Source organism: Thermoplasmata archaeon (assembly GCA_036395115.1).
In the GTDB taxonomy this organism is placed as follows: Archaea; Thermoplasmatota; Thermoplasmata; order RBG-16-68-12; family RBG-16-68-12; genus RBG-16-68-12.
Window position 1 is genome coordinate 75,425 of sequence record DASWDU010000005.1, and the last position, 16,467, is coordinate 91,891.

A 16,467-nucleotide genomic window follows, 5' to 3' on the forward strand; every position below is an offset into this window, starting at 1 on the left:
GGCATGCCGCAGGACGGCGTGCAGGCGGCGAAATCGATCCATGAGGGGGCCCTCTTCGCCCGGGCGAACGTCGTCGGTGTGGCGGTCGGGACCAAGGTCATCGGGGGCCAGGAGACGACGGAGCGGTGCGTCGTGGTCTTCGTCGAGCGGAAGCGGCGGGAAGACGAGCTCCGGAGGCGGGACATCGTCCCACGCGACCTCGGAGGCGTCCGGACGGATGTCGTCGAGACGGGACGGTTCCGGGCGCTGCGGATCCTCGAGCCGGAGGCCGTGGACCGCACCCGAGCCGTCCGCCCCGCGCCGGGCGGCGTGAGCATCGGCCACGTCCTCATCACGGCCGGAACGCTCGGGGTCGCGGCCCACCGTCGGGGGCGTCCGATCATCCTATCGAACAACCACGTCCTGGCGAACGCGAACGACGCGCGTCCGGGCGACCTGATCCTGCAACCCGGCCCCGCGGACGGAGGGCGCACGCAAGACGCGATCGGACGCCTGACGGACTTCGTGCCCATCCAGTTCAACGAGGGGCGCCTCGGGGCGATCGGTCGGCTCCTCGAACGGGCGCTCCGCCCGGCCCTGGCCGCCGCCGGACTCGGACTGAAGCGGCTCCCGAGCGGGAGGACGAACCTGATCGACGCCGCCATCGCGGACCCGATCTCGGCGGACCTCCTGGACCCGGAGATCCTCGGCATCGGCCGCGTCGCCGGGGCGGCTGAGGCGTCGATCGGCATGCGCGTCCGGAAGAGCGGTCGGACGACGTCGACGACGGAGGGCCGGATCTCGGCGCTCGACGCGGTCGTCGAGGTCGATTACGGCGGGAAGACCGCGGTCTTCCGTCAGCAACTCGTGAGCAATCTCCTGTCGCGAGGCGGGGACAGCGGCTCGCTCGTCGTGGACGACCGGAACCGCGGCGTGGGACTGCTCTTCGCGGGCGGCTCGACGACGACGCTGATGAACCCGATCGGCGCGGTCTTGCAGTTTCTCGAGCTCTCGCTGTCGTAGGTTCCGCGACCCCCGCCAAAGCCTTATTACGCATGCGCCGGATTCCGCGCGTCGGGGGAGCGATGAAGGAAATCTGGGTCGAGAGGTATCGACCGAAGACCCTGGGCGAAGTCGTCGGCCAGGACGACATCGTCGAGCGCCTTCAATCGTACGCCAAGGCGGCGAACCTGCCGCACCTCCTCTTCGCCGGTCCCGCAGGCACGGGCAAGACGACGTGCGCAATCGCCCTCGCGCGCGACATGTACGGCGAGGACTGGAAACAGAATTACTACGAGCTAAACAGCAGCGACGAGCGCGGCATCGATGTGGTCCGATCGAAAATCAAGGAGATCGCGCGCATCGCACCGTTCGGCGGCACGGAGTTCAAGATCATCTTCCTCGACGAGGCGGACAACTTGACCGCGGACGCGCAGGCCGCCCTGCGCCGGACGATGGAGACATACTCGAAGACGTCGCGGTTCATCTTGTCCGCGAACTATTCGTCGCGGCTCATCGAGCCGATCCAGTCGCGCACCGCCGTGTTCCGATTCCGGCCGCTTCGGCCGGAGGCGATCCGCGAATACCTCGGCCGCATTGCGAAGGCGGAGAAGCTCAAGATCACGGACGATGGGATGGACGCGCTCATCTACATCGCGGAGGGAGACATGCGCCGCGCGGTGAATTCCCTCCAGGTCGCCGCATCGCTCGGTTCGACGATCGACGCAGACGTGCTGTACAAGGTCGCGAGCACGATCAAGCCGGAAGAAGTCAAGGGACTCATCGAGAAGGCCCTGACCGGCGACTTCCTCCGGGCCCGCGAGGTGCTCGACCGCCTGCTGATCGAATACGGCGTCTCGGGAGAGGACATCCTCCGGCAACTCCATCGTTCCGTGTTCGACATGAACGTCCCGGACGAGTACAAGGTCCGCCTGCTCGATCGGATCGGAGAGACGGACTTCCGCCTCATCGAAGGCAGCAACGAACGCATCCAGCTCGAGGCGCTCCTCGCCCACTTCGCGCTCATCGGACAGGAACTGAACAAGAAGTGATCACGCCGCGAGGACGGGCGTCCAGGCGGCGTACGCGGCCTGGTCTTTCGGCGAGGCGGCGATCATCTTCGCGAGCGCCATCGCGACCTCCGGCGGCCTCGTCGCGAGGAACTCCGTCGCGCAGACGTCCGCGAAGATCAGGTTAATCCCGTCGTTCGTGATCGCAGAGTCGCGCGCGGCGTAATTCGCGAGGACGTCCGTCAGCCGGGAAGCGGAATATCCGTGCGCCACGTACGACCGGGTTCGCGCCACCGCCTCCATGGGCTTGCGCGCATCGAAATCGCCCGCGAGGTGGCAGAGCGCCTCGCCTTCCCCCGGCGGATCCGATCCCGACGTCGGCGCGATCGGCGGCTCCGGAGAGCGGACCCGCAAGCCCGCCTGGAAGAGGGCGTAGAGTCGCTCCGAGGTGCGGCTGAACCCGAGGACGAACCGGGCCGCGTGGACGAACATCAAGGCTCGCGCCGTTCCGAGGTCGTAGCCGCCCGAAGCGATGACGCGATTCGCCGCTTCGACCACCAAGCCTTCCGCGATCGACGTGGCCGCGTACCCGTCGTGAAGGGTCGCGAGCGATGCTTTGACGCAGGTGGTGGGGTCTTGGGCGGACGCGATCGCGCGCACGCGAGCCCGACCGGTCTCATCGAGCGGACGGCCGCCGGCCGCAAGCGTCTCAAGATCGACCCAGTCCTTTCCGAGGACGGACATGATCAGATCGTACGACGTACGGTCGCGGGGACCCTTCACGAGGTATTGCACGGCCGGCCGCAGGATCGCCCGCGCCTCGTCGAAGCCGAGCGAGCGGGCGAGCTGCCACGCCTTCACCGCGAGGAAGAACTTCCGGCCGGCCTCGCCCATGTCTTCGACCGCCGCGCGGAACAGCATGTCGCCCGCCATCCTCCGTTCCCACCCTTCGTCGATCATCCCGAGGAAGATCGATTCCGCTTCGACGGGATCGCCCGCCCGGACCGCGAACAGGAAGGACCGACCGAGGTGCGTGACTTCCCCGGAGACGACGAGGGGCGGCTTCGCCGCCACGGGGGCTTTCTTCTCCGACGCGATGAAGGCGATCCCCTGAAGCGTCGGAAGCGGGTGGAAGTGCGGTTGCATCCGAGCGAGCAGATTCGCCGCGGCGGCGAGCACGGCGAGGCCGCGGGGCGCGACGCCGTCGTAGCGCGGGGCCGCTCCGCGGGCTGCGGCGCGGATCACCTCGAGAGGGGGCGTCTTCGCGGCGAGCGCCTTCACCGCCGCGTCGACGGCCTCCCGCTCCCGGGACGAGCGGACCGCGGATTCGATCTTCTCCAGGAGGGACGAGGCGTCCGCCGCCGCCATCGAGCGCGACGCATCTCGGGTGGCTTAGAAATACCTTCGCGCGCGCCGCGACGAACCCGCAGGACGTGCGGTCTCTGACGCCAGACGCGCGCCTCCGATCGACCGAGCGCAACGGTCAAATCCAACCGGCTCTTAGGGGCCGCGCGGGCGAGGCGCTTGGCGACGCGGTTCGCGTTCTGGCGGAAGATCGAGGAGGACGCGCTCGCGGAGAAACACGCCCAGCCCGGCCTCTTGTCCGACTTCATCCTCGGCAGCCAGGACGGACTCGTGAACGTGCTCGGCGTGATCCTCGGCGTCGCGGTCTCCGCGCGGACCCTCGGCGTCTCCGACCCGCTGACGATCATCCTCGCCGGCGGACTCGCGGCGACGTTCGCCGAGTCGATCTCGATGGGCGCGGTCGCGTATACGTCGACGCTCGCGCGGCGGGATCACTACCTCAGCGAGGTCGAGCGGGAGAAGCGGGAGATGGTGGAGCTCCCGGACCTGGAGCGGCAGGAGGTCCGCGAAATCCTGGAGCGTTGGGACTTCCACGGACCGGAACTCGACGACATGCTCGAGCGGATCGTGTCGAAGCCGAAAGCGTGGCTCGAGCTGATGATGTCCCACGAGCTCAACCTCGCGCCGGTGGACCCGACGCAGGCCCGGAAGAGCGCGGTCCTCGTCGGGTTCGCCGCGATCGTGGGCTCGCTCATCCCGCTCCTCCCGTTCGTCGTGATCGGGTCGGACATCCTCCTGGGGATCGCCGTCTCCCTGGTCGTCAGCACCCTCGCGCTGTTCGCGATCGGTTGGTGGAAGGCGCGGACGACGGTCGGACGACCGGGACGCAGCGGCGCGCAGATGGCGGTCATCGGGATCGCCTCCGCGATCGCGGGCTTCGGGATCGCCTATCTCGTGAGCGGCGGCCGCGGTATCTAGGGAGGCGAGTGCGGTGCGCGGGATTTGAACCCGCCTTATAGCCTTGGCAAGGCTATGTCCTAACCAGACTAGACTAGCACCGCGTGAAGGGGGACGAAGGCGAAAGGCTTTGAAAAGATTGCGGGACCGCGTCCGAGGAGGGGTCCCCTCCGCGGAGACGACGGCCACGCGTACGCACTCGGCCCCCCTCGCGCGCTCGCGCGGAAGCGAATCCGTCCGGGCAAGATCACCGTGACCCCGGATCAATGGCGCGTCCCCTCCTCATGCGGGGCTCCGCGAGCGGAGGAAGGAGTGCGGATGGCCACCGGCAGGGAAAGTGGAAGTGCGGCCTATTGCGCCTGTGCCGCTGTCAAGGTGATTTTTGCACCGATGCCTTTATTTGAGCAAAACCGGGTGTCGCCGCCACCCGGGATGGGATTCAAATGACACACGCCCGAATGACAATCGTCCTCGTCGTGAGCTTGGCCTTTGCCCTCTTGGCAGCCGCCGCTTTCGCGCCTCCCGTGGCGGCGACAACCGTGAATTACACTCTCTACGGCGGCCGCGGGGCCGCGGCTCCGGGCACCGGATGGAGCTTCAACGACACGCTCCTGAGCATCCCCGGACCGAACCTCACCGCGACGGTGGGCGAGACCGTCGTCATCACGGTGAACGCCACCGACGGACGGGCACACAGTTGGTACCTCGACTACAACAACAGCGGCACGTGGGACACCGCGGTCGAACCCGGCGCGGACTTCCCCAACGCCACGGGAGCAGCTGTCACGTTCAGCTTCGCGGCGGATCGGAACGGCACGTTCCAGTACCGGTCTAGCCACAAAGGCGATGTCGCGATGGTGGGCACGTTCATCATCTCGCCGGCCAGCGGCCTGCTCGGCGACAACACCGTGCTGGTGATCGCGGGCTCCGTCGTCATCATCGTCGCGGTCCTCGCCTTCGCCGCGTTCTTCTGGCGCCGGATGAAGACCCCGCCTCCGCCGAAGAAAGAGTGAAGTCGGGCGCGGCACCCCCGCGCCCATCGCCTTCTTTAGTCCCCGCCGCATGGCGGACGGCGTGGCGAAGCTCTCCGACATCGGCGAGCGCGCAGCGATCGAGGTGCTCGCGCGCATCTACGACCGAGGCCAGCCGATCGGCCTGGGCCACGACTGCGGGGCGGTCGAGTGGGGCGACGACTACCTCGTCGTCACGACGGACGTCGTGAACGCGAAGACGCACATCCCGCCGGGCGCGACGCCGCAGCAGATCGGCTGGTACGCGACCGCCGTCAACCTGAGCGACATCGCCGCCGCGGGCGCTCGGCCTCTCGGCTTCGTTGCGGCGCTCTCGATGCCCCCCTCGACCGACGTCGAGTTTCTCCGGGGCCTGGGGCAGGGCATGGAGGAGTGCGTCCGGGAGTTCGGCATCGCGGTGCTCGGCGGGGACACGAAGGAGGCGGACACGGTCTCGATCGCGGGCACGGCGTTCGGTCGCGTGCGGAAAGACCGCATCCTCTTGAGGACCGGCGCGCGGCCGGGGGACGCGATCGTCGTCACGGGGGACCTGGGCCGCGCGGGCCACGCGATGCGGATCCTCCGGGACCCGTCCGCCGGCCGGACGGAGGCGCTCAACCAGCTCCTCCGGCCGTATCCGCGGATCTTTGACGGCATGTTCTTCTCCGAGTGCGGCGCCGTGACGAGTTGCATGGACATCTCCGACGGCCTCGGGGCGAGCCTTGCGCAGATGGCGGCGATGACGCACCTCGCGTACCAGGTCGACGAGGCGTCCCTCCCGGCCTACCGCGGCCTCGGGTCCCTTCCTCCCGCGGTCGCGAGGGACCTGCTCCTGTACTACGGCGGGGACTACGAGCTCATCGCGACGGTCCGCGCGGACGGCATCCAGACCGTCCTCGAACGGTACGCTCAGGCGAAGCCCTCCGAGCGAAATCGGCTCACGGTGATCGGCAAGGTCGCCGCCTCCGGCGGGAACGTCCTCGTCACGAAATCGGGGGTGGAACCGCTCCTGAACAAAGGCTGGGAGCACTTCCGTCCCTCTGCGATTCGGTAACGCCTGCCAAAGGATTTTAACCCGAAACGGCCCGTGTATGGTGGATGATTTCGGAGCGGGAGATCCTCGATGTCCGCGAGCCGCCGGGCAAGGCGATGGGCAAGGTCGCCGAACTCTGGAGGTCGGTCGAGGGCACGAACAAGATCATGTGCACCGCGTGCGCGCGGTACTGCAAGATTGGCGAAGGCCAGGTCGGACTCTGCGGGATCCGCGGCGTGCACGAGGGGAAGCTCTGGCTCTATGTGTATGGGCGCGTCATCACGGGCCACGTCGATCCGATCGAGAAGAAACCCGTGTCACACTGGCGGCCGGGATCGAAGATCTTCAGCATCGCGACGACCGGGTGTAATTGGCTCTGCCACCCGGCGGGAACCCCGATTTCGCTCCTCGACGGAGACACGAAACCAGTCGAGGAGGTCGTCGCGGGAGACATCCTCAAGTCGTTGGACACCCGTGATCGGGTCACGCTGCCGGCCGTTGTCACTGCGGCGGGCAAACGGAAGGCCGCCTCTTTTCGTGTGTCGGTGAATGGCCTTCAGGACCCTTTCTTCGCCACCCGAGAGCATCCTGTCCTAACGCCGATCGGATGGCGGCCCGTGGAGAGTCTGAAGCCAGGTGACGCAGTCCTCATCTCCCGAGGGACGACAACTCGGATTGCCCCTCCCGCTAAGTCAATCCCGATCCCTGATCATTCTACTTCAATTCACCCTGAGGCAACCTCGCGGTTCTTGAGGGAGTGGCACGGTTTCTCCGGTAGTGCAACTCGGTATGACTGGGCGACCGTCCGCTCGGTCCGGTCAGAAGCCCCCCTGGAGCAAGTGTATAGTTTCGAGTGCGTTCCCTTCCATAACTACGTCGCTGGACACGTCGTCGCCCACAATTGCCGCTATTGCTTCCTCCCGGGAACTCGTGTATTGACCGACGAGGGCCACGTCGAGATTGATCAGCTCTTTCGCGAGGCGCGGCCTACGGACGATCCTGAAATCCGAATCGTTTCCGAGCGACTCGCCCTGACCCATCGGGGACGCTGGCGACAGATCCGGAAGGCCTTTGAGCATCTGTATTCCGGTCCGGTTCTCCGGATCCGGCCATTCTACCTACCCGGATTCGAGTGCACGCCCGATCATTCGGTGTTTGCGTCGATCGGAGGTGGCCGTGTAACCAAGGTAGAGGCGCAAAAACTCCGGGTGGGCGATTTCCTCGCTGTACCTCTGCCGAAATCGAGCCGAGAGGATCCTCTGGATGTCGAGAAGCTTCTGCGTAGCGAGAATCAGCCCTCGTATCGCAGGGGTGGCGACTTACAGAGGGTCCATGGCCGTGTCCGGCGTTCGGCGGAGCGTGGACTCGGGGTGCCCGCTCTTCTCCATATCACGCCACGCGTGGCACGCCTGTTCGGGTACTACTGCGCCGAGGGATCGCTCGCTTGGGCGCAGAGAAGGCCGAACAGCGGATCCGTGTGGTTCAGTTTTGGCGCAAGCGAGGAAACTCGAATTCGCGAAGTGGAGAAAATCCTGAGAGAGGTCTTTGGAGTTCGTCCACGTCGGGTTCGACAGAAGAACCGGATCGCGGTCATCGCTCCCGGGGCCGGCCTCGCGAAGATTTTTCACCGTTCTTGCGGCGACTCAAGCGCGACCAAACGAGTGCCCGATTTCATCCTTCAATCCACGAACCGGCGAGTTCTGAAGGCCTTTCTCGCGGGGTATCTCAATGGGGACGGCTACGTTACCAAAGGCAAAGGTGGATTCGTCCTCGGCAGTACTTCCGTTTCTCCGGTCCTCACCTATGGAATCGCGCAGATTCTCTTGACGCTGGGCGAAGTACCACGAGTCTATCGCTCCCACAATGACCCACACTACGAGATCGAGGGTCGGACAGTCAACCGCTCGGACGACTATATGATGCGGCTCCTTGTTGACGAGGTAGAGGTGACTCCACAGGAAATCGAATGGCAAGCGTCGGAAGCGCGTGTCGTGCGACGGAAGGGCCATCTGCTCATTCCGATCCGAGAGATATCCCGCTTCGACTACGTCGGCCCGGTCTACAACATCGAAGTGGATGACGACCACAGTTACACCTCGAACTTCATGGCTGTCGCCAATTGCCAGAACGCGGATATCTCCCAACGTCGCAAGGTCGAGGGCATCGAGGTCGAGCCGCAAGACGTCGTCCGCATGACGCTCGAGCAAGGCTGCCAAGGCCTCGCGTACACCTACAACCAGCCGACGATCTTCATCGAGTTCGCGCGGGACATCGGCATGATGGCCCGGAAGGCAGGGCTCATCAACATTTTCGTGTCGAACGGGTACGACACCCCGGAGACTGTCGCGGAGATGCCGAAGTTCCTCGACTGCGTGACGGTGGACTTCAAGGGATCCGGCGAGACGAACTTCGTCCGCAAGTACATCAACATCCCGAACGCGGACCCGATCTTCCAGACGCTCCTCGACACGCGAGACACGAAGAAGATCCACATCGAGATCACGGACCTCATCGTACCGCAAGTCGGCGACAACCTCGATGCTGCCCGCCACCTGTCGAAATGGGTGTACGACAACCTCGGTCCCGACACCCCGATCCACTTCTTGCGGTTCCACCCGGACTACAAGATGATGGAGTTCCCCTGGACGCCCGTCGAAACGCTCGAGAAGCACTGCGCGGTCGCGAAGGAGGAAGGCCTGAAGTACGTCTACATCGGGAACATGTCGGGCCATCGGCTCGAGAACACGTACTGCCCGGGCTGTGGTGCGGTCGCGATCAAGCGGTACGGGTTCGACATCACCGGCTGGTACCTCGACAAGGACAACAAGTGCAAGAAGTGCGGGTACCAACTCGCGATCTTCGGCCGGCTCGAGCGCACCGCGAAAGAGAACCGCTTCTACAGCGTGCTGTACCACCGCTGACGAGCAAGGAAAACGTTGGTCCGTCGCGCCTAGGCCACTCGTCTCCGCTTTCGCATCACTACGAAGCCGCTGACGACCGCGACGGTGATCACGGCCAGGACGATCGCGTAGAGGGGCGCCGCGCCGTACGGGCCCGACGAGCTGAGCGGGTTCGTGTCGACCCGCACCGTGAATGCCGTGGACGCTTCGTTCCCCGCCCGATCGATCGCCCGAATCACGATCGTGTGCAATCCGTCCGCCAGCTGGAACGAAGCCAATCGATGAGTTCCGACGGACTCGAAGGTGCCGCCATCCACCCGGACCTCGTAATGATCGATTCCCGATCCCGCGTCGGTCCCGGTCCACGAGAAGGTCACCTGGGACGTCGTGACGAGACGAGCCGGCGGGGCCGAGACGACCGGTGCGATCGTGTCGATGCGCACGAATGTCGATTGGATCGACCCTCGGTGCCCGGCCGAATCGACCGCGACGTACTCGAGCGTGTGGTCCCCCTCTGCCGTGAGCAGGAAGGATCCGGCGTACGTCTGCCACGCGCCGCCGTCGATCCGATAGAATATGGAGGCGACGCCGCTCAACGCGTCCGAGGCGGTGATCTCTATTGGAATCGGCGAGGTGTACCAGCCGGAGGCCGCAGGCGGAGGAAGCGACGCGCTCACCGTCGGAGCCGCGGAGTCGATGGAAACCGTCTGCGTCTGGACCTCCTCTTGAAGGCCCGAGTCATCAACGGCGTAGTAGTCGAACATGTGCACGCCGGTATCGAAGAGGAGCGGGCTTGTGTACCTCGTCCAGCTGCCGCCATCCACGCGAACCCAGATCGTCGGCGTTCCGAGCGCGTCGGTCGCCGCGAGCGTCACTTGCACGGCGCCGACGTACCATCCGTTCTCTCCCGGCGGTCCCGCGATTTCCGCGGTCGTGATCGGGGGCGTCGTGTCGATCCCGAACGACCTCGAGACCACCCAGCCGCTCGTTCCCGCAACGTCGACCGCGTACGCATCCACGGTGTGCTCGCCCTCGCCGACATCGAAAGGTGCGGAATACGTCGCCCAAGTGCCGCCGTCGAGACGATACTGGATCGAGTCGACGCCGCTCCCTGCGTCCGTTGCGGCGATGTCGACCGTCACGATTGAATGGAACCAGTAGTCGTCACCCGCGGCGCCGTCGAGGGAGATCGTGGTCAGCGGGGCCGTCGTGTCGATCCGGAATCCGACTCTGTGCGACCCCTCGACGTTCCCCGCGTTGTCGGTCGAGTAGAAGTCGACCGTGTGCTCGCCGGTGCCGCGGACCGCTATCCGCGACCCGTACGTCTGCCAGGCGCCCCCGTCCACACGGAACGAGGTCGACGCCACGCCGCTGTTGTCGTCCGAGGCCGTGAGCGTGACGTAGACGGTGGACAGCCACCAGCCCTCGTTCCCGAGGTGCCCCGAGAGGGAGGCGCTCGTCACCGGAGGCGTCCCGTCGGGCTCGGCGAAAACCGCGCCCGAACGGGGCCCCTCGCCGTACGCGTTGATCGCACTCAGCTGGTAGTAGTACGTCTCGCCGTTCGTCACGTTCGAGTCGGTCCACGTGTCGACGTTGCCGACCTCTGCGAACAGCGCCTCCTGTCCCGGGGCCGTGGAGCGGTAGATGCGGTAGCCGGTGATCGGGGACATGCCGTCGTCCGGAGGAGCCCGCCAGTGAAGCTCGAGAGTTCCGTTGCCCGGCCGGATCCAGATGTCGTCCGGCGCCGAGGGGGGGCCGGGCGCGGTGGCGAGCGCCCACGTGTCGTTGTAGTCATCCCCGCTGCCGCCGCCGAACATGATCGTCCGCGCGGACTGCGAATCGTACGCCATCCCCTGGAACGCATGGTCGGGCGGAGAGTGGTGCGGGCGCAGGAGGCTCCAGGTGTTGTTCGCGGAATCGTACGCCCACGTGTAAGTATCGCCGCCCGGCGCCCCTCCGAAGAGGATGCATCGATCGACCCCGGAATCGTAGGAGAAGCCCATCCCCCATTTTCCGGACGGCGATTCGGGCGGGCTCACGTTCGTCCACGTGTTCGTGTCGAAGTCGTACGCCCAGGTGTCGTTGTAGGGTGAGTCGAGCCCCGGTCCTTGAACGCCGCCGAACAGGATGATCCGGTCCGCCTTCGAATCGTACGCCATGCCGGGCGATCGCCGCCCGGGCGGCGCGACGGCAGGCGTCATGTTCGTCCACCGGTTCTGGGTCGCGTCGTACGCCCATGTCTCGTTATCGTATCGGTTTTCGATTGTGTGGCCACCGAAAAGGATCGTTCGGGCCGACTGCGCATCGTACGCCATGCCCTGCCTCGATCGCGCGGACGGATGCTCGGCCGGGCTGAGGTTCGTCCAGGTATTCGATGAGAAATCGTACGCCCACGTCTCGTTCGAGTACGTTCCATCGCTCACGGTCCCCACCCATCCTCCGAACAGGATCGTCTGCCGGGATCCGCTGTCGTACGCGGCGCGGTCGAGCCAGCCCGCGGGGGGATGCGCGTCCGGGTTCCGGTCCGTCCACGTGTTCGTGTCGAAGTCGTACGCCCACGTCTCATCGGTCCCGTGATCGCCGCCGACGTAGCCGCCGAACACGATCATGCGATGGGCGTCGGAGTCGTAGACCATTGCCATGTTCGCAAACGCGGCCGGCGCATCGCTCGGGTCCATGTTCGTCCAATCGGTCTCGGACCCGAACGGCAGCGAGTTCGGCAGCACGGCGCCTCGGGCCGACGCGGTCCCGTAGAAGTCGCCCGCGAGCGTGCCGACTGAGAGCAGTACGGCAACCGTCGCGACGGGGAAGAGTCCCCGCAAATCCCTCTCTCCCGATCCCCATCGGCCTCCAGCTACTTGGCGTTTCCTCAGGGACGGCACGGGGCGGCCCACGCGGCCCGCTCCACGTCCTCGCGGCCGCCGCGGAACAAGAGCTATATAACGAAGGGCGCATCGGCCCGGCATTCGGAGGGGCCCTCCTTGCCCGTCGCGGTGGAAGCATTGCGGAAGATGCTCCGGGAGTTCAACGGCCGGACGGGCGCTCGCATGTCCGCGGTCGTCTCGCGCTCCGGCGTGCCGGTCGCATCCTCGATGCCCGAGGACGTCCAGGTCGACAACTTCGCGACGATGGCGGCGACTCTTCTCGGCGCGCTCGAGGTGATCTACTCGACGCTCGACGTGGACGCGCCGAACAACGTCACGGTCGAGGCGGAAGGCGGCATCCTCACGGTCCGCGAGGTGACGGGGAAGATGTTCTTCGTCGCGCTCGCGGAGGAGCGCACCGCCGCGGACGCGAAGGCGATCGACGAGGCGATCGCTAAGGCGAAAGGACTCCTCGGAGAGGCCTAGGGACTCGCGCGATGTTGGTGGGGGATCTTCGAGAGGACCCCCGACCGCAGCCGACGATAGCGGTCCGAGCGGCGGCTCATCCACTCCATCGCGGCGGCGAGGGCGATTCCGAGCACGGCGCCCGCGATGACGTCGGACGGCCAGTGCACGCCGAGGTAAATCCGGCTCAGGCCGACGAGGAACGCGAAGGCGAACGCGGCTCCGCCCGCGCGCCGGCGGAACCGAGAGGCGACGAACGTCGCCAAGGCGAACGCGCGGGATGCGTGACCGCTCGGGAACGAGGGATCGATCTCGGTGTCGCAACCGAAGCCCGCGATCCACCGGACGTTGCTCAGGACCTCGCATGGCCGCGGGCGCCCGATCGCGAACTTCAGCGCTTCGGTCACGACGATCGCGATTCCGAGGAGGACGAGGAGATCGAAGGCGGCCTCGCGATGACCCCGCCACCACAGCGGGACGACGAGGAGCGCGACGACGTACCCCGCGCCGAGGATCGTGAAGGCCACCATGGCGGCGTCCGCGATTGCGTTCGTCCCGGCGAGGTTCAGCGCGCGGAACCATCGCTCGTCCGGACCGACCGAGACGGTCGCGAGGAGAGGTTGCACGCGCGCCCGGATGGTCCGTCTCCCTTAAAGCCGCGGGGCATCGGCAATCCTCAAAGGCCCGGTCCGTCTTCGCGGCCGACTTGATGGACCGGACACGCGAGGTCTACGAGCGACTCCTCGAGCACTACGGTCCGCAGGGGTGGTGGCCCGCCGACACGCCGTTCGAGGTGATCGTCGGCGCGCTCCTGATGCCGCAGACTGCATGGCGGAACGCCGAGGCGGCAATCCGGAACCTCAAGGCGGCGGGCCTCTTCGATCCGTCGACGATCGCGGGTGCGCCGATCCCGATCCTCCGGAGGCACGTGCGCGTCGCGGGCCTCTACCACACGAAACCGGCGAGGCTGAAGGCGTTCTGCCGCCACCTCCTCGAGCGGTCCGACGGCGATCTGGACCGCTACTTCGGTCGCCCCACGGAGGTCGTGCGGGCGGACCTCCTGGCGCAAGACGGCGTCGGACCGGAGACCGCGGACTCGATCCTGCTCTATGCGGGCGGCCATCCGGTGTTCGTCGTCGACGCGTATACCGTGCGGATCGGACACCGGATCGGATGGTTCGACGCGGACGCGTACGACACGGTGCAGCGGCACTTCGAGGCCCGGCTGCCTCGCGACCTCGCGATGTACCGGGAGTACCACGCCCTCCTCGTCGCCCACGCGAAGTCCCTGTGCCGGCCGACGCCGCGATGCGGCGAATGCCCGCTCCGCACCCGATGCGAGTTCGGCCGACGACGGGCGCGAGGACGCGCGCACGATTAAGTAGCGACATCGCGATACCTACACAGCGGAGGGGGCGGAGGGAGTCTCGGGAGTCACCGTCGGAGAGCGGGTAATCGTCCACCTGTCCGGGTTCCTCCGCCACGCGGATGCGTACGAGTGCCCCGCCGAGATGACCCAAGACGGGATCGCGGCGGCGCTCGCGATCAGCCGCGCGCACGTCGCATTGGAGTTGAAGCGGCTCACGTCGACGGGCAAGGTCGCTCAGCGGATGGCGCACGTGGCCAACGCCCGCTCCCGCCGCAAGGTGTACGAGCTCACACCGGCCGGGCAGGAGATCGCCCGGCGGATGCGGGAGCACGCGAAAGCGCGCGCGGTCGTCCTCCTCACGCCCGACGGACGTCGGGAAGTGGCGGGACATGAGGCGATCGAGGCGCTCCGTCGCGCCGGCCTCCGGGAGTCGGAGGCGGTCCAGCGGATCCTGTCGTCCGACGTCGTGGACCTCCCGCGTCCCGAGTCGAAGGTGGCGGCCGTCCCGAGCCGCACGTTCTTCGGCCGCGCCGCCGAGCGGCGGATCCTCGAGGATTGGCTCGCGTCCGGGCCCGCGCCGGTCGCGGTCGTGATCGGCGTCGCGGGCATCGGCAAGTCGGCCCTCGTCGCGAACGTCCTCGCAGCCGAGGCCCGGCCGACGTATCTCCGGCGGGTGTACGCCCACGACGACGGGCACGGCGTCCTGTCGTCCCTCGCGGACTTCCTCGCGCGCCAAGGCCGGCGTCGCCTGAAGGCGGTGCTCGTCCGGCCCGCCTACGATCCGGCGGACGCGATCGCAATCCTCCGGGAAGACCTCGCGGGCACCGTCGTCGCGTTCGACGACGTGCACGCGTCCCCCGCGGCGGACGGCGTCCTGCGGTCCTTGTTCGAACGCGGCTTGGACGCGAAGATCCTCGTCGCGAGCCGCACGCAGCCGTCGTTCTACGAACGGCCCGACGTCGTGCGGGGCCGCGTCCTCGAGGTGCGACTCGAGGGGCTCGACGAACCCGCGGCCACGGAGCTGCTCGCCGCCCGAGGGGCGACGATGGATCGGGCCGACCTGGATCGCGTCGTCGCGGCGACCCACGGCCATCCGCTCGCGCTCGAGCTGTTCGCGGCGAGCGGCCTCGATGCGGGTGCGGTCGAGACGGAACGATACGTGCTCGAGACGGTCCTCGAGGGCCTGGACGACGCCTCCGAGGCGATCTTGCGGACGTTCGCGATCCTGCGGCGGCCGGCGCGATCCCCGGAGGCGCTCGGCGCCACGGCCGCGCAACTGCGCCGACTCGCCCGACGCGCCCTGCTCCATCACCGCGCGGACGGGTACCAGCTCCACGATCTCGTGAAGGAGTTCTTCTTGCGGCGCATGACGACGGAGAGCCGACGGGACGCCAACGCCCGTGCCGCGGCGTACTGGACGACGCGGGACGACGGCCTCGAGGAAGCGTATCACCGGCTCGAAGCGGGCGATCCGGACGGCGCGGCGGCGCGACTTGTCGAGATCGGTCCCGCGTTCGCGGAGAGCGCCCGCGCGGGCGACCTGGAGTCCTGCCTGCTGCGGCTGCCGCGGGACGTCCGGCTCGACGAGATCCTCGCGGAGACGCAGATGTTCCTCGGGAAGTTCGCCGACGCGCGGCGCGTGCTCGAGGGGATCGCGGCCCGCGGATCGGCGGACGCCCGCCTCCGGGCGCGCATCCAGACCGGGCGGATCGCCACGCGCCTCGGATCGTACGCGGAGGCGCGGGCCCTCCTAGAGGCCGCGGCGGCCGAGGCGTCCGCGATGGGCGCACGCGGGCTCGAGGGCGAGGCGCTCCGGTCGCTCGGCGGGGTCGAGCGGCGACTCGGCGATCTCCCGGCGGCGCTCGGTCACCTCGCAGGGGCGGCGGACCTCCTGGCCGACGGCTCGACAGAGAAGGTCCGAGCCCTCACGGAACTCGGCGCGGCGTTGATCGCGCGGGGCGATCTGGCCCGCGCACGCGACCGCCTCACGGAAGCCGCGCGCATCGTGCGCCCGGGGACGCGGGACGACGCGACGATCCAAAACAACCTCGCCATCGTGCAGAGCCGGGAGGGGGACGCCCGCGGCGCGGCGGATTCGTTCGATCGATCCGCGGACGTCGCGATGCGGACCGGCGACGTGCGGTTCGCCTCGTACGCGCTCGCGAACGCGGCGGACAACCTGCTCCGGCTCGGCGACACGGAAGGGGCGGGGGCGAAGGCGGAGCGGGCGCTCGACCTGGCGCGCACGATCGGCGACCCGGTCGCGATGTCGGCCGCGCGGGCGAACCTCGGGCTCGTCTCCGCGAAGCGCGGGGAGTGGGCGAAGGCCGAAGAGCACCTCCTCGAGTCCGTCGAGATGATCGCGCGCCTCGACAACCCGTACTCCCTCGCGACGCGCTTCGAGGAACTCGCGCGGCTGTACGAAGCCCAGGGCCGGGCGACCGACGCGGCGCCGTGGCGGGAACGCGCAGATGGCCTCTTCGCGCAGCTCCGGGACGGGAGCCCCGCGAGGCCCGGGACTCCGTGACGGCGCGGCATCGCGGACGTCAAGGGCACCGTCGGACAACAAGCCGACC

General features: G+C 67.5%; 11 protein-coding genes, 1 tRNA gene and 3 pseudogenes. 11 read left to right on the forward strand and 4 right to left on the reverse strand.

Going from position 1 to position 16,467, the window contains the following annotated elements:
* Window positions 1-3 precede the first annotated feature (3 nt).
* Together VF992_01100 and VF992_01105 are read left to right on the forward strand one after the other, a co-directional pair.
* On the forward strand, window positions 4-1,002 hold the full coding sequence (locus tag VF992_01100; protein ID HEX9339760.1) for a hypothetical protein: 999 nt from the start codon (window positions 4-6) through the stop codon (window positions 1,000-1,002).
* A 62-nt stretch (window positions 1,003-1,064) separates the two neighbouring features.
* Complete coding sequence (locus VF992_01105; GenBank protein ID HEX9339761.1) at window positions 1,065-2,030, forward strand: replication factor C small subunit; 966 nt, start codon at window positions 1,065-1,067, stop codon at window positions 2,028-2,030.
* On the opposite strand, the gene VF992_01110 is transcribed toward VF992_01105, so the two are convergent.
* Window positions 2,031-3,356 carry a hypothetical protein gene (locus VF992_01110; GenBank protein HEX9339762.1) on the reverse strand — a complete coding sequence of 442 codons (1,326 nt, stop codon included), beginning with the start codon at window positions 3,354-3,356 and terminating at the stop codon, window positions 2,031-2,033. It abuts the gene before it with no gap.
* Between the two features lie 156 nt (window positions 3,357-3,512).
* On the opposite strand from VF992_01110, the gene VF992_01115 reads away from it, so the two are divergent.
* Complete coding sequence (locus VF992_01115; GenBank protein HEX9339763.1) at window positions 3,513-4,271, forward strand: VIT1/CCC1 transporter family protein; 759 nt, start codon at window positions 3,513-3,515, stop codon at window positions 4,269-4,271.
* A 9-nt stretch (window positions 4,272-4,280) separates the two neighbouring features.
* Here VF992_01115 and VF992_01120 read toward each other — a convergent pair.
* Window positions 4,281-4,354 (reverse strand) — tRNA-Gly (locus tag VF992_01120).
* Between the two features lie 339 nt (window positions 4,355-4,693).
* Between VF992_01120 and VF992_01125 the strand changes: the two genes are divergently transcribed.
* From VF992_01125 to VF992_01145, 5 genes and pseudogenes are all read left to right on the forward strand, one after another.
* Window positions 4,694-5,263: a hypothetical protein gene (locus VF992_01125; protein ID HEX9339764.1), complete on the forward strand. Its 570-nt coding sequence runs from the start codon at window positions 4,694-4,696 to the stop codon at window positions 5,261-5,263.
* Between the two features lie 49 nt (window positions 5,264-5,312).
* Window positions 5,313-6,314: a thiamine-phosphate kinase gene (gene thiL, locus VF992_01130; protein ID HEX9339765.1), complete on the forward strand. Its 1,002-nt coding sequence runs from the start codon at window positions 5,313-5,315 to the stop codon at window positions 6,312-6,314.
* A gap of 95 nt (window positions 6,315-6,409) precedes the next feature.
* Window positions 6,410-6,673: pseudogene (locus VF992_01135) on the forward strand (AmmeMemoRadiSam system radical SAM enzyme).
* A gap of 459 nt (window positions 6,674-7,132) precedes the next feature.
* Window positions 7,133-8,146 (forward strand): annotated as a pseudogene (locus VF992_01140) (LAGLIDADG family homing endonuclease).
* Between the two features lie 267 nt (window positions 8,147-8,413).
* A pseudogene (locus tag VF992_01145) lies at window positions 8,414-9,214 on the forward strand (AmmeMemoRadiSam system radical SAM enzyme).
* A gap of 29 nt (window positions 9,215-9,243) precedes the next feature.
* On the opposite strand, the gene VF992_01150 reads toward VF992_01145, so the two are convergent.
* Window positions 9,244-12,015: a kelch repeat-containing protein gene (locus tag VF992_01150; protein ID HEX9339766.1), complete on the reverse strand. Its 2,772-nt coding sequence runs from the start codon at window positions 12,013-12,015 to the stop codon at window positions 9,244-9,246.
* A 159-nt stretch (window positions 12,016-12,174) separates the two neighbouring features.
* Here VF992_01150 and VF992_01155 point away from each other — a divergent pair, with 159 nt between their 5' ends.
* Window positions 12,175-12,543: a roadblock/LC7 domain-containing protein gene (locus tag VF992_01155; protein HEX9339767.1), complete on the forward strand. Its 369-nt coding sequence runs from the start codon at window positions 12,175-12,177 to the stop codon at window positions 12,541-12,543.
* On the opposite strand, the gene VF992_01160 is transcribed toward VF992_01155, so the two are convergent.
* Window positions 12,540-13,148: a phosphatase PAP2 family protein gene (locus tag VF992_01160; protein ID HEX9339768.1), complete on the reverse strand. Its 609-nt coding sequence runs from the start codon at window positions 13,146-13,148 to the stop codon at window positions 12,540-12,542. The two genes, VF992_01155 and VF992_01160, sit on opposite strands and share 4 nt — an antisense overlap.
* A gap of 83 nt (window positions 13,149-13,231) precedes the next feature.
* On the opposite strand from VF992_01160, the gene VF992_01165 reads away from it, so the two are divergent.
* Window positions 13,232-13,903, forward strand: coding sequence for a hypothetical protein (locus VF992_01165; GenBank protein ID HEX9339769.1), 672 nt, complete (start codon window positions 13,232-13,234; stop codon window positions 13,901-13,903).
* A 130-nt stretch (window positions 13,904-14,033) separates the two neighbouring features.
* Window positions 14,034-16,418: a hypothetical protein gene (locus VF992_01170; protein HEX9339770.1), complete on the forward strand. Its 2,385-nt coding sequence runs from the start codon at window positions 14,034-14,036 to the stop codon at window positions 16,416-16,418.
* Window positions 16,419-16,467 lie beyond the last annotated feature (49 nt).

Excerpts from the sequence above, each read along its gene's own strand:
- VF992_01100 (HEX9339760.1), top strand. The coding sequence starts at position 4 with ATGCCGCAGGACGGCGTGCAGGCGGCGAAATCGATCCATGAGGGGGCC.
- VF992_01105 (HEX9339761.1), top strand. The coding sequence starts at position 1,065 with ATGAAGGAAATCTGGGTCGAGAGGTATCGACCGAAGACCCTGGGCGAA.
- VF992_01110 (HEX9339762.1), bottom strand. The coding sequence starts at position 3,356 with ATGGCGGCGGCGGACGCCTCGTCCCTCCTGGAGAAGATCGAATCCGCG.
- VF992_01125 (HEX9339764.1), top strand. The coding sequence starts at position 4,694 with ATGACACACGCCCGAATGACAATCGTCCTCGTCGTGAGCTTGGCCTTT.
- thiL (HEX9339765.1), top strand. The coding sequence starts at position 5,313 with ATGGCGGACGGCGTGGCGAAGCTCTCCGACATCGGCGAGCGCGCAGCG.
- VF992_01165 (HEX9339769.1), top strand. The coding sequence starts at position 13,232 with ATGGACCGGACACGCGAGGTCTACGAGCGACTCCTCGAGCACTACGGT.
- VF992_01170 (HEX9339770.1), top strand. The coding sequence starts at position 14,034 with ATGACCCAAGACGGGATCGCGGCGGCGCTCGCGATCAGCCGCGCGCAC.